Origin of the sequence: Raineyella sp., assembly GCF_034933565.1 — a bacterium.
Taxonomy (GTDB): Bacteria; Actinomycetota; Actinomycetes; order Propionibacteriales; family Propionibacteriaceae; genus Raineyella.
In genome coordinates, this window is record NZ_JAYFNG010000037.1 from 23,889 (window position 1) to 45,229 (window position 21,341).

A 21,341-nucleotide genomic window follows, 5' to 3' on the forward strand; every position below is an offset into this window, starting at 1 on the left:
GATGGTCAGTGCCGCCGGTCGCGGGCGCGCAGCACCAGTTTGCGCAGCTCGCTGAACCACAGCACCACCGAGGCCATCGCGACACAGATCAGCCACTGCAGCGGCGTCATCGGCGCGGTGCTGAACGCGGCCTGCAGGAACGGTACCTCGACCACGAGCACCTGCAGCACCACGACGACGCCGATCGAGCCCCACAGCCAGCGGTTCGCGAACAGCCGATGGAACGCCGAGACGGTTTCGGAGCGGGAGCTCAGGGCGTTGAACAACTGGGCGAGGACGAGGGTGGTGAACGCCGCCGTCTGCGCTTCGGCGTACGTGTGGCTGCCCTCGAACAGGCCTCCCGGCTGCCACAGGTCGATCGTCAGCAGGGTGACCAGGCCCATCACCAGGCCGATGCTGCCGATGTCGTGCCACATCCGCCGGTCGATCACCCGCTCGGCCGGGTCGCGGGGTGGCACCGCCATCACGTCGTCGATCTGCGGGTCCACGCCCATCGCCAGGGCGGGGGCCGAGTCCGTCACCAGTTTGATCCAGAGGATCTGGGTGGCCAGCAGCGGCAGCGCCATCCCGCCCGGAGCGTCGGGGTGCAGGCCGATCGGCCCGGCCAGCACGACGCCCAGGAAGATGGTGAAGACCTCGCCCATGTTGGAGCTCAGCAGGTAGCGGAGGAACTTCTTGATGTTCGCGAAGATCACCCGGCCCTGCTCGACGGCCTCCACGATGGTGGCGAAGTTGTCGTCGGCGAGGATCATCCGGGCGGCGTCCTTGGTGACCTCGGTGCCGGTGCGACCCATCGCGATGCCGATGTCGGCCGCCTTGAGCGCCGGGGCGTCGTTGACGCCGTCGCCCGTCATCGCGACGATCCGCCCGTCGTCCTGGAGCGCATCGACGATCCGCAGCTTGTGCTCGGGCGCGACCCGGGCGTACACCGACACCTCCCGGGTCGCCGTCCGGAACTCCTCGTCGGTCAGCTCCTCGAGCTCCGCGCCGCTGAGCGCCCGCCCGCCGGGGGCGATGATGCCGAGGTCGGTGCCGATCCGGGCCGCGGTGCTGGGGTGGTCGCCGGTGATCATGATCGTCCGGATCCCGGCCCGATGCGCCTCCCGGATCGCCGCCTCGGCCTCCGGGCGCGGTGGATCGATGATGGCCACCGTGCCGACGTAGGTCAGGTGCACCTCGGCCGCCGCATCGAACTGCTCGGCATCGGCCCACTCCGCCGCGGGATGCGGGTCGGCGGGGACCTCGCGGAAGGCGACGCCGAGCGTACGGTACGCCTGCGCGGACAGCGCCTCGACCTCGTCGAGGATCCGGCGCCGGGCCGCCTCGTCGAGCCGGCGCACCTCGTCGCCGACCAGCCGGCTGTCGCACCGGTCGAGCAGCACGTCCGGTGCGCCCTTGCTCAGCAGCGCGGTCCGCGTGCCGTGGCTGTGCAGGGTGGACATCATCTTGCGTTCGGAGGTGAACGGGACCTCGGCGAGCCGTGCGTAGCCGCTGAGGTCGTGCCCGGGGCCCTCCAGCTTGCGCGCCGCGACAAGGAACGCGGCCTCGGTCGGATCGCCCTGGATCGACCATTCACCGTCGGTCTCGGTGAGCTGGGCGTTGTTGGCCAGCGATCCCTGCCGCAGCAGCGTACGGGCCTCGGTCAGCAACGCCGGGTCGTCGGGGCGCCGACCGTCGTACGTGGCCTCCCCCTCGGGCCGGTAGCCGATGCCGGACAGGTCGACGGTGCCCGAGGCGGTGACCAGCTTCTGGATCGTCATCTCGTTCTGGGTCAGCGTGCCGGTCTTGTCCGAGCAGATCACCGACGCCGACCCGAGGGTCTCCACCGACGAGAGCTGCTTGACCACCGCCCGGTGCCGGGCGAGCTGCTGCACCCCGATGGCCAGCACCACCGACAGGATCGCGGGCAGTCCTTCCGGCACCGCCGCCACCGCCAGCGAGACGCCGAGCAGCAGCACGTCGACGAGTGCCGTGGGGCTGCGGACATCGTCGACCAGCACGATCGTCGCCATCACCACCAGCGCGATGATGACGACGATCCAGCCCAGGGTCCGCGAGACGTGGGCGATCTCGCGGTCCAGCGGGGTCTCGGTGTCCTCGGTGCGATTGAGCATCCCGGCGATGGCGCCCATCTCGGTGTCCATCCCGGTGGCCGTGACAACCCCCCGTCCGACGCCCCGGGCGACCGCGGTGCCCCGGTAGGCCATGTTCACCCGGTCCCCGAGCGGGGCCGCGGCCGCGATCACGCCGGCATGTTTCTCGACGGCCTGCGACTCACCGGTCAGAGCGGACTCCTGGACCTGCAGCGCGGACGTGCTCAGCAGCCGGGCGTCGGCGCCCACGGCATCGCCCTCGGCCAGCAGCAGGATGTCGCCGGGGACCAGATCGGCGGAGGCGACCGTCTCCTGGCGCCCGTCGCGCAGCACGGTGCAATGGGCCGCGGTCATCGTCCGCAGCGCCGCGACGGCGTCCACCGCCTTGCGTTCCTGGCCGTAGCCGATGATCGCGTTGAGCAGCAGGATCGTCACGATGACCAGGGCGTCGACCGGCAGCCCGCGGGCGCCGTCGACCAGCCAGGCGAGCAGGGAGATCCCCACAGCCACCAGCAGCAGGTAGACCAGCGGGTCGTTGAATTGCCGCAGGAACCGGTGCCAGGCCGGCTCGGGCGGGGTGCCGGTCAGCTCGTTGCGGCCGTACAGCTCCAGGCGGGCGGCCACCTCCGCCGCGGACAGCCCCCGGTCCGGGTCGACGCCGAGGGCGGCGGCGATGTCGGTCGCCGGTCGCAGCGTCGGATCGCCCAGTCGCGGCGCGGCGCCAGATGCGGGCCGGGTGCGGGTGGAACGGGCGTTCGTGGCCATCTGTTCAGTGTAGGAGCCGGCCTGTTCGGTGCAGGAGGCGGCGACCCCGGCTCCCGGCAGCGCACAATGGGCCGGTGGACGACATCGCGTGGCTCGGGACCCCGGCGGGGCAGCAGGCGCTGGCGGAGGCGAGCGGACTCCCCGACACCGAGGCGCCCGGTGCGGTGGCGCGGATGCGGGCTCGCTACGGGCAGCGGGCAGCGGCCATCCTGACCCAGGCCTCGCTGCGGCGGGCCGCCCGGGTGAAGTTCGGCGCGGCCGCCGAGCGCTGGTTCTACACCCGGGCGGGTCTCGAACAGGCGACCCGGCCGGCGGTGGCCGCGCACCGTGCCGCGACGTACGTGGCGGCCGGGGCCACCCGGGTGCTCGACCTGGGCTGTGGCATCGGGACCGACGCCTGGGCTTTCCTCGACGCCGGCCTCGAGGTGGTGGCGGTGGAGATCGATCCGGTCACCGCCGCGGTGGCTGCGGCGAACCTCGCGCCCGCCGTCGCGGCCGGCCGGGCCCGGGTGCTGCAGGGGGACGTCACCGTCCGGCTGGACGAGCTGTGGTCGCCCGGCGTGTCGGTGTTCGCCGATCCGGCGCGGCGGACCGGGGCGGGACGTACGTGGAACCCGGCCGACTTCACCCCGCCCTGGGACTGGGCCGTCGGGCTGCTCGCCCGGGCCACCGCCGGTGGCGGCGTGGGGTGCCTGAAGCTCGGGCCGGGCCTGCCGTACCGGATGATCCCCGAGGACGTCGCCGCCGAATGGGTGAGTCATCGCGGCGACCTGGTCGAGGTCGCCCTGTGGGCACTGCCTGCCGCGTACGCGGCGGATCGGCCGGCGTCCGCTCCTCCCGGACCGTCTGTGCCGTCCGGACCCTCCGGACCCTCCGGACAGGGTGAGGTGGTGACATCCACCCTGCCGGTCGCCGGGACCCGGACCGCCACACTGCTCGATGACGGCGGAGCCGTGCTCCGACTGGTCGCCGAGGACGCGCCGGGCCCGCTGCGGGCGCCGGCCGTCGGGAGCGTGCTGTGGGAACCTGACCCCGCCGTGATCCGGGCCGGGGCGGTGGACCGACTGGCGGAGCTGCTCGACGCGGGGCGGGTGGCGGACGAGATCGCCTACCTGGTCAGTGCGGCGGCACCAGGAGCAGGGCCGGGCGCAGGGCGCTCCGATCCGGCCGGGTCAGTCGGGGAGCGCTCCGATCCGGTCGGGTCAGCTGGGAGTCGCCTCGATCCGGCCGGGCCAGCTGGGAGGCACCCCGATCCGACCCGGTTCGCCACCGGCTTCCGGGTGCTGGAGGTCCTGGCGGCCAAGGAGAAGGTGCTGCGGGCCTGGGTCCGCGACCATCGGGTCGGCCGGCTCGAGATCAAGAAACGCGGCGTCGACACCGACCCCGCCGCGCTGCGCCGTCGGCTGCGGCCGTCCGGGCCGAACGCCGCCACCTTGGTACTGACCCCGACCCCCGACGGTGCCCGAGCCCTGGTGGTGGAGCGTCTGGTCGTGGAGCGCCCGGCGGCGCCACGCGTCGCGGGACCGTGACGCGGGATCGTGACACCGGACTGTGACGCGGGATCGTGACGCGGGATCGTGATCGGTGCACTTGGTGGGTGTACTTGGTGGGTGTACTAACCTGGCCACGTCAGATGATTTGGTTTTCAACGACCGCCGTGGTGGTTTCACCGACCGCGGCGGTCGATCATGCCTGAGGTGCAGAGATATGACGACGACGCTCGACCAGCAACCGCGTAACACCACGTCCGTCCCGATCCATGAGGCCCTTGCCCGGCGGTGGAGCCCGCGCGGCTTCGACGCCGAGTACGTCCTCCCCGAGGAGGACCTGACCGCACTGGGCGAGGCCGCACGCTGGGCCCCGTCCGCCGGCAACCGGCAGCCGACCCGGTTCATCGTCGCGGCGCGCGGGACGGAGAGCTTCGACAGGATCCTGGGTGCCCTGATGGGCTTCAACCAGGCGTGGACCCCGCGGGCCTCCCTGCTGATCGTGGCGATCGCCGAACTCGAGCGAGACGGCAAGCCGCTCCGGTGGGCCGAGTACGACCTGGGCCAGGCCGTCGCCCACCTCAGCATCGAGGCGGAGTCCCGCGGTCTGCACGTACGTCAGATGGGTGGCTTCCGGGTGGACGAGCTGCGGGCCGCGTTCGACCTGGCGCCCGAGCTCGAGCCGGTCAGCCTGGTCGCGGTCGGCAAGCTCGCCGACGCCGAGGACGTGCCGGAGGCGATCCGCGAGCGCGACGCCGCCCCGCGCACCCGCCGCGACCTCGCCGAGCTGACGATCGTCCGGGACGTCCGGGCAGGCTCGCCCCGGCATCCCTGACCCGCGGTCCCGGCGGGGCCTACGATGCGGGCATGACAGCGGACCTCAGCGTCGAGATCGACGGACCCGATCGCTCGACCCTCACCCGGGCGGCCGGCGCCGCAGGCCGCACCCTCGAGGCGTACGTCGCCGAGCTGGTGCACACCGAGGCCGTACGACTGCGGCAGGCGGAGGCCTCCGGCGGGCCGGTGGGCCGGCGGAGCACCGCCAAGGACACCTGGTTCCCATCCCTGACCCGGGGCGGCGGGGACGACGACGAGGAACGCCCCGAGCTCGGCCCTCCGGTGGAGGACGAGCTCGACGACTAACCTCCCGGTGTGAGTGAGAACACGCGGAGTGACTGCGCGATCATCGTCGGACCGGCCCTCGCCCTGGTCGCCGTGGTCGTGGTGGCGGGCTCCCTGCGCCCCGGGGCCACGTCCGTCGGCCCGGTGATGGCCGAGCTCCGGCAGCAATTCGGCCTCGACGGCACGGCCGCCGGCCTGCTGACCGCCCTGCCCGGCCTGACGTTCGCGGCGATCGGCGCCGTGGCGGTCGCATTGTCGCGTCGGATCGGGCTCACCGCGGGGGTCCTCGCCGGCCTGGCGCTGATCACCGGTGGGTTCCTGCTGCGGACGTTCACCGGCTCGACCCTCGCCTTCCTGGCCTGCACACTGGTCGGGCTGTCCGGCATGGCGCTCGGCAACGTGCTGGTGCCGGCCTGGATCAAACGCCACGGCGGCGGCGCCGTCACCCGGCTGATGACCGTCTACAGCGTGATGCTGCTGGTCGGGGCGGCCGCCGCGTCCATGTTCGCCTCGCCGGTGGCGGCGGTCGCGCCCGGGGGCTGGCGGGCGGCGCTGGGCGTGTGGGGCCTCGCGGCGGCGGTCGGCCTGGTGCCGTGGGCCGTCCTCACGGTGCGGGAACGTCGCGATCGGGCCGACCGTGCCGGCGTGCCGATCGTCGCTCCCAGCGGCTCCCTGCTCCGGTCGCCCACCGCGGTGGCGCTGTCGGTCTTCTTCGGGATGCAGGCGCTCAACGCGTACGTCCAGTTCGGCTGGCTGCCGCAGATCTACCGCGACGCGGGGCTGCCGGCGGGCGCGGCGGGCGGTCTGCTGGGTTTCGTCTCTGTGCTCGGCATCCTCGGCGGCTTCCTGATGCCGGTCCTGGTGGAACGCTCGCCCGACCTGACCCCGGTGATGGTGGCTTTCGGCGTCCTCACCGTCGCCGGCTACGTCGGGCTGTGGCTGGTGCCCGCCGTGGTGCCGTGGCTGTGGGCCACCCTGCTCGGACTCGGCGGGTGGGCCTTCACCGCCGCCATCGCCATGATCACCGCCCGCAGTCGCGATCCGCAGGTGACCGCCCGGTTGTCCGGGTTCGTCCAGCCGGTCGGCTACCTGATGGCCGGCATCGGCCCACTGCTCGTAGGGGTGGTGCACCAGCTGACCGGTGGCTGGCCGTGGGTGCTGACCCTGCTGATCGGCACCGCTGTCGTGATGACCCTCGCCGGTGTGCGGGTCGCCCGCCCCACGTACGTGGATGACGAGGCCCAGAGGATGACGAGGCCCTGAGGGAGTGCGACGAGCCCTGAGGAGGTCAGACACGCGGTCCACGAGCGGGCCGTCGGTTCGGGGCCGGCGGGCTGGGCCGTTCGTCGTGACGTCCGACGGAAGGGGCCCGTCCGTTCAGGGGGACGGGTGGCGTGCGTCTCGATCGCGCGCCACCCGTGAGAGGGCCCGTCCGTTCAGGGGTGACGGGCTGGGCTGCTCGTCGTGACGTCTGGCGAGGGTGCCCGTCGGTTCAGGGATGGCGGGCCTCGAACTCGAGGCGTACGTAGTCGATCACCGGCTCACCCATCGCCCGCGCCACGGCATCGACGTACGGGTCGCGGGCGGCCTCGGGCAGTCCGCGCAGCACCTCGCCGAGGATGACGGTGGCCAGATAGGGCCGCAGGGTCGTCTCGTCCAGCACCAGCGGGTCGGGGCGCAGCCGGACGTCGACATCGACGAACCCGGCGGCCACGAGCGCCGTCCGGGTCGCTTCGACGCCGGCGAAGTGGGTCGCGTCCTGCGGGGCCGCGGTGCCCTCCACCTGCCGGCGGGCCCGGTGGACCCGCTGCAGCTGACCCTCGCCCCCCGCGTCGGCGACGAACCGGCCGCCGGGACGCAGCGCCCGGGCGACCGCCCCGAACACCCCCGGATGGTCCGGGATCCAGTGCAGCGTCGCCACGCTCATCACGCCGTCCACCGGCTCGTCCACCTCGAACCCCTCGCGCAGGTCCGCCTGCCGCAGCCGGACCCGGTCCGCGTACGGCGCCAGGGCCGCGGCCGCGGCGGTGAGCATCTGTGGCGAGCCGTCCAGGGCGACCAGCCGGCAGCCCGGGTGCTCGGCGAGCAGCACCGCGGCGTCGCGCCCGGTGCCGCAGCCGAGCTCCAGGATGGTCTCACCGGCGACCGGGTGGAGTCGGTCGAGGACGCGTCGGCCCCAGCCGACGTGGGGCAGGGGCAGGGCGCCGTACGTGGCAGCGTCCCAGTCGCGCGGTGCGGAAGCGGTCATGATGCCGATTGTGGTGGATCCGCCGCGCTCCTGCACAACCGCTGTCCTCCACAGCTGTCGTCCTTGTGCAGCCGCCGTGCTCCTGCAAACCGCCGCGCTTCTGCGCACCTGTCGTCCCCGCGCAGCCGCCGCGCTCCTGCGCAGCCGCCGCGTCCCCATGGCGACGCCGCGCACCGGCGGGCCGCAGCTGAATGGGGACGCGGCGGCGTGCTGAACTCACGGCGACTGTGCGGTCGTGACCACTGTGCGGTCGTGACCACCGCGGCTGCGACCACCCGGCTGCGGTCGCGGCGGTCACGACCGACGAGGGTCAGTCCACCAGGTCGGTCTCCTGCGGATCCTCGCGGGCGTCCTGTGCGGTCACGTGCCGGGTGCCGGGCTTGTGCTCCGGCGGCGCGTACAGGAGCGTCTGGGTTCCCGCCGGTGGTGCAGCGTCTGAGGCCTTGACGGTGCCGCAGTGTCTGGGGCCGGCTGGGCCGAACCTTGACCCGACCCGACCCGACCCGACCCTGGCCCTGACCCGGCCCGGCCCGGCCCTGACCCGGCCCGGCCCTGGCCCGGCCCCAGGCCCAGACCCCGGACCCAGCCCAGACCTCGGACCCAGCCCAGACCTCGGACCCGACCGTGGCCTGGCCGTCGGGCACCTCACCGCCGCGATGACCCGGGCCGACCGGGACATGGCGCACCTGCAGCAGGTGAGCGAGGCGATCCTCGCGGCGGTCCGATCCGACCGTGATGGGTACGCTCGGTGCCATGGGCAGGTACGCCGCGCTGCTGCGCGGGATCACGCCGAGCAACCCGAACATGACCAACGACAAGCTGCGCGGGGTGTTCGAGGGGCTGGGCCTCGGCGATGTCACCTCGGTGTTGGCCAGCGGCAACATCGTGTTCCGTAGCGCCGAGTCCGACGTGCCCGTCCTCGAGGAACGGATCCAGGCGGCGCTGGTCCGCGAGCTGGGCATCGGGGGAGGCACGATCATCCGCGAGCACGCTGAGCTGCGGGCGCTGCTGGACCGTGACCCGTTCGCCGGGCTCAGCCATGATCGGAGCACGTACCTCACCGTGACCTTCCTCAAGGACCGGGCAGCCGTGAAGGTCGCCGCGGCGGCGCCCGAGCACTGGCCCGAGCGGCCCGATCCGCTGACCCGGGGTCTCGGTTACGACCCGGCGGCGCGGGTCATCCTGGCCGTCCTCGACAACACCACGACCGGCACGCCCTCGGGGGTCATGTCGTGGCTGGAGAAGACCTGCGGCAAGGACATCACGACCCGCACGTGGCTGACGGTCCAGCGGATCGTCAGGAAGATGGAGTCCGCCTGACGCCCCGCGACGCGAGCGCGATGCCTCGAACCGCTGCGGGCGGCGCGATGCCTCGAACCGCTGCGGGCGGCGCGACGCCCCGAACCCCTGCGGGCGGCGCGACGCCCCGCTACGGTGCCGGACATGACCGCCGAGCTGATCCCGGAAGCCCCCACGTACGCGACGGAGTCGGAACACCTGGTCGGGCGCCGACTGGTCGAACAGCTGCCGGACGGGTCGGTGGTCTTCGCGGGACTGCGGTTCACCGGGACGTACGACCACGAGGTCGACTTCCTCTGCCTGATCCCGGACAGCGGGATCGTGGTCGTCGAGGTGAAGGGCGGCAGCGTCCACTGCACCCACGGGCAGTGGTACGTCGGTGCGGGGGAGTCCCGGCGGGAGTTCGACATCGAGCAGGGCCTGCGGAACAAGTACGCCGTCCGTGACTACCTCGAATGCGACGAACGCTGGCAGGGCCACAGCCGGCTGCGGATCGAGCACGTCCTGGTCACCCCGTACACCGACTGGCCGGACGACTTCCATACGCCCGGCCTGGAGCGTTGGCAGGTGCTCGGCCGCCGCGAGATGGGCAGGCTCGGGGAGCGGCTGCGGGGCCTGTGCACGGCCGCCCGGGGCGGCCGGGTGCCCACCGCGGCCGATGTCGCGCTGGTCCGGACGATCCTGCGCGGGGCGCACCATCCGGTGGAGGACGTCGAGGCCGACGCCGCCGAGCGCGAGGGCCGCGCCGACCGGTTGACCAAGGAGCAGGCGCTGCTGCTCGACATCACTCGCTTCGTGCCGCGTACGGAGGTGCGCGGGTGCGCCGGCTCGGGCAAGACGATCCTCGCGCTGACCCAGGCCAAGCAGCTCGCCCGGGGCCACGGCGGCCTCGAACCGCAGCGGGTGGCGCTGGTCTGCTACTCGATCGGCCTGGCGGAGTACTTCCGGCGTGAGCTCAACAAGGTCGGGCGCCGGCACCGGCCGGCGTTCATCGGCACCTTCGCGGCGCTGGGCCGCTCCTGGGGAGCGCCCGACGGGAGCCGGGAGGACAGCGACTTCTGGGAGCACCGGCTGCCCGAACAGATGCTGGACCTGGCCGGGGGACTGGCCCGGGAGGAGAGGTTCGACGCCGTCATCGTCGACGAGGGCCAGGACTTCGCCGATTCCTGGTGGCGCCCGCTGCTCGCCGCGCTGCGCGATGAGGAGACCGGTCGGCTGCACGTCTACAGCGACGAACAGCAGCGCGTGTTCCAGCGGTTCGGACGGCCGCCGGTCACCCTGGTGCCGCTCGTGCTCGACCACAACCTGCGGAACACCAAGCAGATCGCCGAGACCTTCCTCCCGCTCGCCGGGGCACGGATGGAACTGCGCGGCGAGGACGGGCCCCGGGTCGAGTGCGTCCCGGTCCGCACCGAGGACGCGATCGCCGCGGCCGACGACCAGGTCGACCGGTTGCTCGACGAGGGCTGGGATCCGGCGCACGTGATGCTGCTGACCACCGGCAAGCGCCACGATGTCCAGGTGGAACGGCAGCAGGCGTACGGCCAGCAGGGCTACTGGCGGACGTTCTGGGACGGCGATGACGTCTTCTACGGCCACGTGCTCGGTTGCAAGGGCCTGGAACGGCGCGCGGTGATCCTGTGCCTCAATGAGGACGGTACGCGGGACCGGGCCAAGGAGCGGCTCTACGTGGGACTGTCCCGGGCCACCGATCGGCTGGTGGTGGTCGGGGACCCCGCGGTGATCCGCGCGATGGGCGGCGACGAGGTGGCCCGTCGGCTGGGGCTCTGACAGCGGGGCCTCGATGATGTGGCCCTCGACCCGACGGCGGGGCCTCGACCGCTCGGCCCCCGACGACCGGGCCGCCGGGTGGCGCCGGCCCAGCAGGGCATGGGCCGGCCTCTCAGGGAATGAAGATGTCCTCGATCCTGCGGCCGAAGACCGCGGCAATGGTGAACGCGAGCGGGAGGGACGGGTCGTAGCGGCCGGTCTCCAGAGCATTGACCGTCTGGCGGGACACGTCCAATGCGCCGGCGAGGTCGGCCTGGGTCCACCGGCGTTCCGTACGGAGCTCCTTGAGGCGGTTCTTCATCGGTACTTCCAGGCCGTCCGGGCCACGCCGATGCCGAACGAGGCCGCCCAGACCGGGATCACCCAGAACCAGGGCAGCGCCGGTGCCCCGACCACCTGCATCATGCCGAGGCAGAACGTGACGAGGATGGTGCCGGCGATCGAGACGTTGAGGGCCTCCATCAGTCGGCGGGACTGGAGCTCATCAGCCTCGTGGACGAGGCGCCAGAGTGCCCGGACGCCGATGGCCACCCCGATGACCGGGAGGCATACCAGCGCATAGCGAGCGAAGGAGCCGGCCGGTTGGCTACGTGCCAGCGGCATGCCGACGAGCATCAGGACGGTGTAGAGCACGCTCGCGGTCCCGAACCGGATGGCGTACGCGCGCCCGGCGCGGGCCCGGACCGTCGCGCCCTGTCGTGGGGAGGCTTCTGGAGTCATGACTTCAATGTAAAGGGTGCTTTCCATCGAGTCAAGGATCCTTGACATGTCGTCACGGCGCGGGCCTGGTGTCGTCGTGGAAGGGGGCCCGGCGAGGCGGCACGGTTCATGGGCGTCTCGGATCACTCGGTCGCGGGCCTTGGTCGCCGGGGCCTTGGTTCGCCGGGCCTCGGTCGCCGGGGCTTTGGTGAGCGTACGTGAATCGGCGGTTCCGGCTCCTACCATGGAGGCACGACAGGCCAAGGTCTGCCGTCACCGCGATCGGAGGGTCCTCATGTACCGCCATCATCACTCCGGCCCGACGAGCGAGGGTTTCCCGCCCCTGTTCGACATGGCTTCCCGCTGGGAGGCGTTCACCGGCTCCACCGGCCCGTTCGGCTCCGGCCCCCTCGGCTTCGGTCGCGCCCGCCAGGGCGACCTGCGGGCGGCGATCCTGCGGCTGCTGGTCGAACAGCCCATGCACGGCCACCAGATCATCCACGAACTCACCGACCGCTCCGAGGGTGCCTGGGAGCCCAGCGCCGGATCGGTCTACCCGACCCTGCAGCTGCTGGCCGATGAGGGGCTGGTCGAGTCCGAGCAGTCGGGCGGCAAGAAGGTCTACCACCTCACCGAGGCCGGCCGGACGGCGGCCGCCGAGGCCGGGGGCCAGCCCGCACCGTGGGAAGCGTCCGGCGACAACGTGTCGGACCTGATGCGCTACCGCCAGGCCGCCGCGCGGCTCGCCCAGGTCGTCTTCCAGGTCGCCACCACCGGCTCCGCGAGCCAGCGGACAGCGGCCCAGGAGGTGCTGGAGAACGCGCGCAAGCAGTTGCACGCCATCCTGGCCGAGGACTGAGCCGGCCCTCGGTCCCGTGACCTGATCCGGGTCCGACGACCGGGCCCACGAGCCCAGCCCCGACAACGATCCCAACCCCGACAAGCACACGGCGCCGAGTCCGGAGGTGGCATGAAGCAGTCCGCCCTGCGCGCCCGCTACCGGCGCATCGTCGGGTTCTTCGCGCGGGTCACGGCGAGCTTCATCTGGTGGGAGATCATCCTGCGCCGGCTGGGGCTGGGCCGGCTCGCGGATCGTACGCGGACCCGCCGCAACGCCCGGACCGCCGCGCGCTTCCGTGTGTTGGCGATCTCGATGGGCGGCCTGATGATCAAGGTCGGGCAGTTCCTGTCGGCCCGGCTGGACGTGCTCCCGGTGGAGATCACCGACGAACTGTCCGGGCTGCAGGACCAGGTGCCGCCCGAGGAGTTCGCCGCGATCCACGAGGTCGCCCTCGCCGAACTGGAGCTGCCGCTGGCCGAGCACTTCGCCTGGTTCGACGAGGAACCGCTGGCCGCAGCCTCCCTCGGCCAGGTGCACCGGGCCCGGCTGAAGGATGCCGACGCCGCCGACCTCGGGTACGCCGACGTCGTCGTCAAGGTGCAACGCCCGCACATCCAGCAGGTGATCGAGGTCGACCTGGCGGCGCTGCGACGGGTTGCGGGCTGGCTGACGCACTACCGGCCGGTGGCCTCCCGGGCCGATGTCCGCGGGCTGGTCGAGGAGTTCGCCACGACCACGCTCGCCGAGGTCGACTACTTGGCCGAGGCGAGCAACGCCGAGACGTTCGCCACCAATTTCGCCGATGACGTACGGGTCAGCGTGCCGCGGGTGGTCTGGGAGCTCACCGCCCGCCGGGTGCTCACCCTGGAGGACGTCAGCGCGATCCGGATCGGCGACCATGACGCCATCAGCGCCGCCGGCATCGACCGCGGTGAGGTGGCCACGGTGCTGGCGGACACGTACCTGCAGCAGATCTTCGTCGACGGCTTCTTCCACGCCGACCCGCACCCCGGCAACCTGTTCGTCACCCCGCAGCCCGGCGCCGCGCCGGGCGAGCCGGCCTGGCGGCTGACGTTCATCGACTTCGGGATGGTCGGCCGGGTCCCGGACACCCTGCGCGAGGGGCTGACGGAGGCGCTGATCGCCGTCGGCACCCGGGACGGCGCCCGCCTCGTGCACAGCATGCAGACGCTGGACGTACTGCTGCCCGGTGCCGACCTGGCGCTGATCGAACGCGCGACACTGCAGGTGTTCGAGCGGTTCGGCGGGATGAGCATGAACCAGCTGCGCGGCATCGACCACGCCGAGATGATGCGGTTCGGGCTGCAGTTCCGTGACCTGATGCTCGAGATGCCCTTCCAGCTGCCGCAGAACCTGCTGATGCTCGGCCGCTCGATCGGCATCCTGTCGGGGATGTGCACCGGCCTCGACCCGGACTTCAACATCTGGGGGACGATCACCCCGTACGCCGAGGAACTGGTGGCCGAGGAGGGCGGCTCGACAGCCCGGCGGGTGCTGACCGAGGCGGGGAAGATCGCCGTGGTGGCGCTCGGCCTGCCGGGCCGTACGGACCGCGTCCTCACGATGGCCGAGCGCGGTGAGCTGACCCTCGGGACGCCGCTGCTCACCCGTCAGGTCCGCCGGCTCGAGCGGACCATCCGGCGCACCAACGGCATCCTGGTGTTCGCCGCCGTGCTGGTCGCCGGAGCACTGGTGACCGGCGCCGACCCGCTGCTCGGTCGGTGGCTGATGATCCTGTCCGTCGTCCCGCTGCTGTGGACGATGATGACCGGGCGGGGCGGGCCGCACGGGCGCTGACCCGAGGGGCCGGGCCGGGCGGTCGGGCATGGAGGTCCTCTGCGGGCCGGGCATGAGGCCCTCTGCGGGCCGGGCGGCCGGGCATGAGGCCCGCTGCGGGCCGGGCAGCATGGAGAGTCGAAGGTCCCCGGAGATCGGCGGATCGTGTCGCTCCGGGGGTGCCGTCCGAGCGCCATGCGGCAAGCCTGGGGTGCCGCCTGGTCATCCGGGGTCTTTCTCGACGATGTGTGCTGGGTTACATTCGATCATCTGACGTGGCCTCGGGAAAGGTGAGAGGTTCATGGGTCTCAAGGACGATGCCCACCACGGCACCGGAGGGCACGGCGTGCTCGGGTTCCCCGATTTCAGCCGGACGGCGTCGACGGCCTTCGTCGCGCACGACATCAGGGCCACCGACGAGGACCACTTCGTCGGGTCGATCACGGCGCGGGCGCTGGGGCTGGTGCAGCTCGCCCAGATCAGCTCGGCGACCCACAGCGTCGTACGACATCGCCACCACATCGAGGACACCAGTTCCGACCACTACAAGCTCAGTCTGCAACTGTCCGGCCGCGCCCTGCTCACCCAGGACGACCGCACCGTCTGCCTGCGGGCCGGCGACTTCGCCGTCTACGACACCGCGATCCCGTACCAGGTGAGCTACCCCGACCCGTACGTCAGCGTGGTGCTGATGGTCCCCAAGGCGATGCTGCCGCTGACCTCGCGGGCGGTGGCCCGGGTCAACGGGCACAGCATGCACGCCGACGGCGGTCTGCGGACCTGCTTGGCGTCGTTCCTGTCCACCACCGCCGACGAGCTGGCCTCGATCGACCCCGACGAGGCGGAGGTGCTCGGCGAGACGGCGGTCGACCTGCTCGGGATGACCCTGCGCAAGCAGCTCGGCCCGGAGCGCTCCACCCTGGCCCAGCAGCGCCTGATCGACGACCTGCTGCGGTTCATCGATGACAACCTGACCGACCCGGAGCTGGCGCCGGCCCGGATCGCCCACGAGCTGCACATCTCGCTCAGCCATCTGCATGCGCTGTTCCGGGCGCAGGGCCAGACCGTGGCGGCGCACATCCGGTCCCGGCGGCCGGAGCTCTGTCATCGTGAGCTGCTGGCCGGCACCCGGTCCATCACCGAGATCGCGCACGCCCACGGCTTCGCCGACGGCGCCCACTTCTCCCGGGTCTACAAGGCCAAGTACGGGCATTCCCCGCGCGAGACGCGGCGCGGCCGGTAGCGGGGTCCGGCGTCGCGGCGTCGTGGTGTTTGTTGTGACGCCGGTCACCCTGCACGAATGTCCAAGTTTCGCCGTCGCTGGGACAAGAACCGCCACCGGTCGCCGGCGTTCACTACTGGTGAGGCAGCGACGAGGCTGCCCCAGGCATTCGAAGGGACCTGTTCCATGACGAAACAGCTCTGCATCAGCGGCGAATGGGTGGACGGCCACGGCGGCACGCTGCCGGTGATCAACCCCGCCACCGCGGAGATCATCGACCAGCTCACGGTGGCCTCCGCGGCCGACGTCGATGCTGCGGTGGCGGCTGCCCGGGAGGCACTGGACCGGCCCGACTGGGCCGGGCTGTTGCCGGCCCAGCGCGCCGGCCTGCTCTTCCGGCTGGCCGACCTGATCAGCGAGCACGGGGACGAGCTCGCCGAGCTGGAGACCCGCGACCAGGGCCAGCCGCTGGGGTTCTCCCGGCAGCTGTCGGTCGGTGGTGCCGCGGAGCACTTCCGCTACTACGCCGGGTGGGTCACCAAGATCCAGGGCACCACCAATCCGATCTCCTTCCCCGACACGCTGAACTACACCCGGCGCGAACCGATCGGTGTCAATGCGCTGATCACGCCGTGGAACGCGCCGCTGATGATCCTGGCCTGGAAGCTCGCCCCGGCCCTGGCCACCGGAAACACCGTGGTGATCAAGCCCAGCGAGGTCACCTCATTGACCTCGCTGCGACTGGTCGAGCTCGCCCATCAGGCGGGCATCCCGGCCGGGGTGGTCAATATCGTCACCGGTGGCCCGGAGGTCGGCGAGGCACTGACCCGGCACCCGGACGTCGACCACGTGTCCTACACCGGTTCCACCAAGGGTGGTCGGGCGATCACCCATGCCAGCGCCGACACCAACCTCAAGCGGCTCACCCTCGAGCTGGGCGGCAAGGCCCCCTCCATCATCGCGCGGGACGCGGACATCGATGCCGCGGTGGCCGGCAACCTGCAGGGCGGCGTGATCAACTCCGGTCAGGTCTGCGCCGCGTACACCCGCTTCTACGTCGATGCCAGCCGGGAACAGGAGTTCGTGACGAAGCTGGCGGCCGGAGCGGACTCCCTGGTGCTCGGCGACGGCATGCAGGCGACCACCCAGCTCGGCCCGTTGGTCTCGGCCAAGCACCGCGACTACGTCGCCGCCATGGTCGCCAAGGGCCAGGCAGAGGGCGCCCAGCTGGTGGCCGGCGGGCGGCCGGGGGAGGGCGACGGATACTTCTTCCGCCCGACAGTGTTCGCCGGGGTCCGCGACGACATGGCGATCATGCGCGAGGAGATCTTCGGCCCGGTGCTGGCGGTCACCAGCTACCGCGACGACGACGAGCTCGCCGGGCTGCTGGCCCGGGCGAACGACAGCGAGTACGGCCTGGCCGCCACCGTCTGGACCCGTGACCTCGCCGCCGCGCACCGGATCTCCAACGGACTGCGGGCCGGGGCGGTCTTCGTCAACATGTTGCCGATCCCGGACATGGCTGCGCCCTGGGGCGGCTACAAGGCCAGCGGCTGGGGCCGGGAGATGGGTCCGTGGGCGATCGACGCCTACACCGAGACCAAGTCGGTCTGGATGCACTATGGCGACTGAGACCAACACCGGACGGCCGACCGATGCCGTGGCCGGTGCCACCCCGGTGCGGTCGGACAAGGCGACCGACGCCCCGCACGGCCGGGCGCTCAAGGCCGGTTCGGTCGGCGTGCTGGGCGTGATGTTCTTCGTGTTCTCCGCCCAGGCGCCGCTGACCGGCATCGTCGGCCCGACCGCCATCACCATGGGCGCCGGCAACGGCGCCGGCGCGCCGGCCGCATCGCTGATCGTCGGGGTCGTGATCTGTGTCTTCGCCGTCGGTTTCATCGAGATGAGCCGCCGGGTGGACGTCCAGGGTGCGTTCTACGCCTACATCACCGAGGCCCTCGGCGCCCGGGTCGGTGTCGGCGCCGCCTGGTTGGCCATCCTCGCCTACGGGGTGATCCAGGGCGCGATGTACGGCCTCTACGGCTACATGTTCTCCGGATTGCTGGCCGGGCTGACCGGTGTCACCGTCCCGTGGTGGCTGATCGTCGGGCTGACCATCGTCCTGGTGATGGTGCTCGGCAGCCGCAACGTCGAGGTCGGGGCACGGCTGCTGGCAGTCCTCGTCCTGCTGGAGTTCCTGTTGATCACCGCGTTCTGCATCGGGGTGCTCGTCCGTGGTGGCGGCCCGGAGGGGCTGGACCTGGCGGCCAGCTTCTCACCGTCGGTCGTCCTGTCCGGCAACCCCGGTGTCGCCGTCGTCTTCGCCGTGGCCTCCATGGTCGGCTTCGAATCCACCGCGATCTACTCCAAGGAGGCGAAGAACCCACGACGGACCATTCCGTTGGCGACGTACGCCGCGGTGATCATCCTGGCGGTCTTCTACGCCTTCGCGCTGTGGATCGTGGTGTCCTACTACGGCCCGGGCCAGGTGGCCGACGCCGCCCGCGCCGCGATGCAGGGGGACACCTCGGCCTTCGTCCTCGGCCCGCTGTCGGACACCCTCGGCGGTTGGGCCGGGCAGGTCGCCGGGGTGCTGCTGGTCACCTCGCTGCTCGCCGGCATCATCGCCTTCCACAACGGGGTGAACCGCTATCTGCACTCGCTGGCGATCCGCGGAGCGATGCCCCATCCGCTCGGCAACGTGAACCGGCACCACGCCCCGTTCGTCGCCGCCCGGGTCCAGTCCGTGATGGCAGCGCTGACGGTGGCACCGTTCGCGATCCTCGGGCTGGACCCCAGCCTCACCCTGTTCCCGTGGGGCGGCGGCCTGGCCGTCCTGTCGCTGATGGTGCTCTACATCCTCTGCTCGGTGTCGGTGGTGGTCTACTTCGCCCGGTCCCGGACGGGATCGGTGCTGCGCACCCGGGTGATGCCGGTGATCGCCGTGCTGCTGCTGATCGGGCTGGTCGCGATGGTCGCCGGCAACTTCGACGCGCTCGTCGGGGGCGACGCGACGGTGGCGACGGTGCTGATGGCCCTCGTCCCGGTCGCCTTCATCGGCGGCGTCGCCTCCACGTACGTCTTCAGCATGCGCGGACCCGAGGCGCCGGAGCCCGGGCCGTTCCGTCACGACGCCCCCGGCGTCGGCCCTGCCACCCCCACCACCGTGAGGAACGAGGAACAGCAATGAGCACAGTCGCCATCGTCGGAGCCGGCTTCGCCGGGCTCATCGCCGCCCGGGAGCTGGAGTCCCGCGGCGTCCGGGTGGAGATCTACGAGGCCCGCGACCGGATCGGCGGGCGGGCCTGGACCGAGGAACGCCTCGGACGCCCGCTCGAACTGGGGGCCACCTGGGTGCACTGGATGCAGCCGTTCGTGTGGACCGAGATCATCCGCTACGGACAGGGCATCCACGCCAGCCCGGCTCCGGAGCGGGCCTTCTGGATCAGCGACGGGGTCACCCACAGCGGCACCGAAGCCGACCTGGACGACCGGCTGCGCGGCGCCCAGGAGCGGATCTTCGCCGGGTCGCGGGAGTTCTTCCCCTACCCGCACGAGCCACTGCGGGTGCTGGCGGACCCGGAGGTGCCGGAGGAGCTCAAGGAGCGGTTCCGGGCGACCGATCGGCGCAGCATGCTCGACGTGCTGCGCGACGGCGGTTTCAGCCAGGAGGAGATCGATCTGGCGGACGCGTACTGGTCAGCCGGCTACCAGGGCGACATCACCCATGCCTCCCCGCTGATGGCGATGCACTGGGCCTCGCTCGCCGACCACCGGAGCCGGTTGCTGGACGAACTGACCCTGCAGTACAAGCTGGACAACGGGATGCGCGGACTGTACGAGGCAATCGCCGCCGATGTGGCCGCCCCGATCCACCTGAACACCCCGATCGTCCGGATCGAGCACGCTGCCGACTCCGCGATCCTGCATCCCGCAGCAGGGGAGCCGGTGGTGGCCGATGCGGTCATCGTCACCGCACCGCTCGGCGCGCTCGGCCAGATCGAGTTCGTGCCGCCGCTGGGCCCGGCCCGCCGGGAGTTGGTCGAGCAGGGCTACCTGTCGAAGGGCTTCAAGATCTGGATCAAGGTCGCCGGACGGCAGTCGCTGATCGCCGGCGCCCCGTCCGATCACCCGATCACGCTGGTCCGCAGTGAGTACGTCGCTGATGACAGCACGATCCTGGTCGGTTTCGGACCCGACCACACCCGGGTCGACCTCACCGATGTCACCGTCGTCCAGGAGATGCTGGACCGGTGGTGTCCCGGGCTGGAGGTGCTGGAGGTCAGCGGGCACGACTGGACCGCCGACCAGTGGTCGGGCCAGACCTGGGCGACGCTGCGGTCAGGCCAGTTCGTGGACGGCTGGAGCCGGTTCCTGGGCGCCGACTCGCGCTTGCGGTTCGCCGGCGCCGACTGGGCCAAGGGCTGGAACGGTGTGGTGGTCGACGGGGCGATCGAGAGCGCGATCACGACCGCGCGGGCCACGCTGGCCGACCTGGGGATCCCCGCACCCGGTGACGTCCGCTCCACCGGATAGGCCGGTCGCCGGGCGCTGAGGGGCCGTACGGGTGGGTGTTCCCAGCGAATGCCCACCCGTACGGCGGCTGCGGCTCTGTGCGGAACGGGGACACCTTCAGGACTGACACCCATGTCGTGGCCAATACGTGATGATCGCCGGCCTCTGGCGCAGACGCATGTCGATGATCCAGACTGGGTGTCCTTCGCGTCGTGGCGATCGACGGCGCACGTCGCCGTGGGAGGTCCCTCGTCCATGACCGAGCTGACCGAGCTGCTGGCTCCTCGCCTGACGAGCTTCGTCGGCCGCGAGCAGGACGTCCGCGCGGTCACCGAGCTCCTGACCGACCATCGGCTGGTCACCATCAGCGGGTCCGGCGGGCTGGGCAAGACGAGCCTGGCGGGCCAGGTCCTGCAGGGCGAGAGCCGTCCGGTCACGGCTGTCGACCTCGCCACGATCAGCGAGGGTGGCGAGGTCGCGGCGTTGGTCGCCCGCGCGCTGCGGGTGGCGGAGCAGTCCGTACGATCCGCCCGCGACCAGGTGGTCCGCCACCTCGGCGACCGCTCCCAGGTGCTCTACGTCGACAACTGTGAGCATGTCCGCGACGGGGTGCGCGACCTCGTGCTCGCCGTGCTGCAGGGCTGCCCGAAGGTGGTGGTGCTCGCGACCAGCACCGTACGCCTCGACGTGCCCGGGGAGTGCCTCTACGATCTGGCCCCCCTCGGGGTGCCCGACGAGGCGACCACGGCGGCGGAGCTGCTCGGTGCGGCCTCGGTCCGGCTGCTGGTCGATCGGGCTCGCCAGTTGGTCCCCGACTTCGGGATCACCGCGGCGAACGTCGACGACGTCCGTCAGTTGTGCCGACGCCTCGACGGCATTCCGCTCGCCATCGAGCTGGCGGCGCTGAGACTGCGGGTGCTGTCGGTGGCCGAGCTGAACCGCCGCCTCGACGACCGGTTCGCGGTCCTCACCGGCGGCAGCAGCCAGGGCCCCGAACGACACCGGACCCTGCGCGCCCTGGTCGACTGGAGCCACGAACGCTGCCCCGCGGACGAACGGACGCTGTGGGCGAGGCTGTCGGTGTTCCCGGGGTCCTTCCGGCTGGAGGCCGCAGAGGCGGTCTGCGGGTACGGGGACCTGGCGCGCGAGCAGGTGCTGGACACCCTCGCCGGCCTCGTCGAGCGGTCGATCGTCGTCGTGGACAGGTACGGCGATCGGGTCCGCTACCGGCAGCTCGCCACCCTGCGTGACTACGGCTCGGCCCTGCTGGCACAGCGCGGCGAGACGGACTCGACGATGGCCTGCCTCCTCGACTTCTGTACGACCCGCACCCGCGAGATGGTCGAGGCCTGGTGCGGGCCCGACCAGGCCGAGTCGCTCGCCGTCTGGCGGCTCGAACACCCCACCCTGCTGGCGGCCTTCGCCAGGGCGCAGGCCCGACCGGTCCGGCTCGACGCGGCGG

General features: G+C 71.9%; 17 protein-coding genes. 13 read left to right on the forward strand and 4 right to left on the reverse strand.

Annotated features, from left to right (window positions below):
• Window positions 1-5: 5 nt before the first annotated feature.
• On the reverse strand, window positions 6-2,858 hold the full coding sequence (locus tag VB059_RS11345; protein ID WP_323422140.1) for a cation-translocating P-type ATPase: 2,853 nt from the start codon (window positions 2,856-2,858) through the stop codon (window positions 6-8).
• A gap of 74 nt (window positions 2,859-2,932) precedes the next feature.
• Between VB059_RS11345 and VB059_RS11350 the strand changes: the two genes are divergently transcribed.
• The 4 genes from VB059_RS11350 (at window position 2,933) to VB059_RS11365 (ending at window position 6,730) form a co-directional block, all read left to right on the forward strand.
• Window positions 2,933-4,387, forward strand: a complete 1,455-nt coding sequence (locus tag VB059_RS11350) for a THUMP-like domain-containing protein (RefSeq protein WP_323422141.1) — start codon at window positions 2,933-2,935, stop codon at window positions 4,385-4,387.
• 178 nt (window positions 4,388-4,565) lie between these two features.
• Entirely contained in the window at window positions 4,566-5,180 is a 615-nt protein-coding gene (locus VB059_RS11355) for a nitroreductase family protein (protein WP_323422142.1), read from the forward strand.
• Window positions 5,181-5,212: 32 nt separating this feature from the next.
• Entirely contained in the window at window positions 5,213-5,488 is a 276-nt protein-coding gene (locus VB059_RS11360; RefSeq protein WP_323422143.1) for a hypothetical protein, read from the forward strand.
• A gap of 9 nt (window positions 5,489-5,497) precedes the next feature.
• Window positions 5,498-6,730 carry an MFS transporter gene (locus VB059_RS11365; RefSeq protein ID WP_323422144.1) on the forward strand — a complete coding sequence of 411 codons (1,233 nt, stop codon included), beginning with the start codon at window positions 5,498-5,500 and terminating at the stop codon, window positions 6,728-6,730.
• Between the two features lie 229 nt (window positions 6,731-6,959).
• On the opposite strand, the gene VB059_RS11370 is transcribed toward VB059_RS11365, so the two are convergent.
• Window positions 6,960-7,715: a methyltransferase domain-containing protein gene (locus tag VB059_RS11370; RefSeq protein WP_323422145.1), complete on the reverse strand. Its 756-nt coding sequence runs from the start codon at window positions 7,713-7,715 to the stop codon at window positions 6,960-6,962.
• A 753-nt stretch (window positions 7,716-8,468) separates the two neighbouring features.
• Here VB059_RS11370 and VB059_RS11375 point away from each other — a divergent pair.
• Together VB059_RS11375 and VB059_RS11380 are read left to right on the forward strand one after the other, a co-directional pair.
• Window positions 8,469-9,035, forward strand: coding sequence for a DUF1697 domain-containing protein (locus VB059_RS11375; RefSeq protein ID WP_323422146.1), 567 nt, complete (start codon window positions 8,469-8,471; stop codon window positions 9,033-9,035).
• 123 nt (window positions 9,036-9,158) lie between these two features.
• Window positions 9,159-10,805: a nuclease-related domain-containing DEAD/DEAH box helicase gene (locus VB059_RS11380; protein WP_323422147.1), complete on the forward strand. Its 1,647-nt coding sequence runs from the start codon at window positions 9,159-9,161 to the stop codon at window positions 10,803-10,805.
• A gap of 112 nt (window positions 10,806-10,917) precedes the next feature.
• Here the strand turns inward: VB059_RS11380 and VB059_RS11385 are convergent, their stop codons facing one another.
• Both VB059_RS11385 and VB059_RS11390 read right to left on the reverse strand, forming a co-directional pair.
• A complete protein-coding gene (locus VB059_RS11385) occupies window positions 10,918-11,106 on the reverse strand; it encodes a helix-turn-helix transcriptional regulator (protein ID WP_323422148.1) in 189 nt (62 codons plus the stop codon).
• Window positions 11,103-11,525, reverse strand: coding sequence for a hypothetical protein (locus VB059_RS11390; protein WP_323422149.1), 423 nt, complete (start codon window positions 11,523-11,525; stop codon window positions 11,103-11,105). Before VB059_RS11390 ends, VB059_RS11385 begins: the two co-directional genes overlap by 4 nt.
• A gap of 331 nt (window positions 11,526-11,856) precedes the next feature.
• Between VB059_RS11390 and VB059_RS11395 the strand changes: the two genes are divergently transcribed.
• The 7 genes from VB059_RS11395 to VB059_RS11425 all read left to right on the forward strand — a co-directional run.
• The gene (locus VB059_RS11395; RefSeq protein ID WP_323422150.1) at window positions 11,857-12,363 is read left to right on the forward strand and encodes a PadR family transcriptional regulator; all 507 of its coding nucleotides are present in this window, start codon (window positions 11,857-11,859) and stop codon (window positions 12,361-12,363) included.
• Between the two features lie 111 nt (window positions 12,364-12,474).
• The gene (locus tag VB059_RS11400; protein ID WP_323422151.1) at window positions 12,475-14,163 is read left to right on the forward strand and encodes an ABC1 kinase family protein; all 1,689 of its coding nucleotides are present in this window, start codon (window positions 12,475-12,477) and stop codon (window positions 14,161-14,163) included.
• A gap of 280 nt (window positions 14,164-14,443) precedes the next feature.
• Complete coding sequence (locus VB059_RS11405) at window positions 14,444-15,385, forward strand: helix-turn-helix domain-containing protein (protein WP_323422152.1); 942 nt, start codon at window positions 14,444-14,446, stop codon at window positions 15,383-15,385.
• Between the two features lie 165 nt (window positions 15,386-15,550).
• On the forward strand, window positions 15,551-16,996 hold the full coding sequence (locus tag VB059_RS11410) for an aldehyde dehydrogenase family protein (RefSeq protein WP_323422153.1): 1,446 nt from the start codon (window positions 15,551-15,553) through the stop codon (window positions 16,994-16,996).
• The gene (locus VB059_RS11415; RefSeq protein ID WP_323422154.1) at window positions 16,986-18,554 is read left to right on the forward strand and encodes an APC family permease; all 1,569 of its coding nucleotides are present in this window, start codon (window positions 16,986-16,988) and stop codon (window positions 18,552-18,554) included. Before VB059_RS11410 ends, VB059_RS11415 begins: the two co-directional genes overlap by 11 nt.
• Window positions 18,551-19,900 carry an NAD(P)/FAD-dependent oxidoreductase gene (locus tag VB059_RS11420; protein ID WP_323422155.1) on the forward strand — a complete coding sequence of 450 codons (1,350 nt, stop codon included), beginning with the start codon at window positions 18,551-18,553 and terminating at the stop codon, window positions 19,898-19,900. Before VB059_RS11415 ends, VB059_RS11420 begins: the two co-directional genes overlap by 4 nt.
• A gap of 234 nt (window positions 19,901-20,134) precedes the next feature.
• A partial coding sequence (locus VB059_RS11425) for an ATP-binding protein (protein WP_416339547.1) occupies window positions 20,135-21,341 on the forward strand: 1,207 nt, incomplete at its 3' end.

Excerpts from the sequence above, each read along its gene's own strand:
- VB059_RS11345 (WP_323422140.1), bottom strand. The coding sequence starts at position 2,858 with ATGGCCACGAACGCCCGTTCCACCCGCACCCGGCCCGCATCTGGCGCC.
- VB059_RS11355 (WP_323422142.1), top strand. The coding sequence starts at position 4,566 with ATGACGACGACGCTCGACCAGCAACCGCGTAACACCACGTCCGTCCCG.
- VB059_RS11360 (WP_323422143.1), top strand. The coding sequence starts at position 5,213 with ATGACAGCGGACCTCAGCGTCGAGATCGACGGACCCGATCGCTCGACC.
- VB059_RS11370 (WP_323422145.1), bottom strand. The coding sequence starts at position 7,715 with ATGACCGCTTCCGCACCGCGCGACTGGGACGCTGCCACGTACGGCGCC.
- VB059_RS11375 (WP_323422146.1), top strand. The coding sequence starts at position 8,469 with ATGGGCAGGTACGCCGCGCTGCTGCGCGGGATCACGCCGAGCAACCCG.
- VB059_RS11380 (WP_323422147.1), top strand. The coding sequence starts at position 9,159 with ATGACCGCCGAGCTGATCCCGGAAGCCCCCACGTACGCGACGGAGTCG.
- VB059_RS11385 (WP_323422148.1), bottom strand. The coding sequence starts at position 11,106 with ATGAAGAACCGCCTCAAGGAGCTCCGTACGGAACGCCGGTGGACCCAG.
- VB059_RS11390 (WP_323422149.1), bottom strand. The coding sequence starts at position 11,525 with ATGACTCCAGAAGCCTCCCCACGACAGGGCGCGACGGTCCGGGCCCGC.
- VB059_RS11395 (WP_323422150.1), top strand. The coding sequence starts at position 11,857 with ATGGCTTCCCGCTGGGAGGCGTTCACCGGCTCCACCGGCCCGTTCGGC.
- VB059_RS11400 (WP_323422151.1), top strand. The coding sequence starts at position 12,475 with ATGAAGCAGTCCGCCCTGCGCGCCCGCTACCGGCGCATCGTCGGGTTC.
- VB059_RS11405 (WP_323422152.1), top strand. The coding sequence starts at position 14,444 with ATGGGTCTCAAGGACGATGCCCACCACGGCACCGGAGGGCACGGCGTG.
- VB059_RS11410 (WP_323422153.1), top strand. The coding sequence starts at position 15,551 with ATGACGAAACAGCTCTGCATCAGCGGCGAATGGGTGGACGGCCACGGC.
- VB059_RS11415 (WP_323422154.1), top strand. The coding sequence starts at position 16,986 with ATGGCGACTGAGACCAACACCGGACGGCCGACCGATGCCGTGGCCGGT.
- VB059_RS11420 (WP_323422155.1), top strand. The coding sequence starts at position 18,551 with ATGAGCACAGTCGCCATCGTCGGAGCCGGCTTCGCCGGGCTCATCGCC.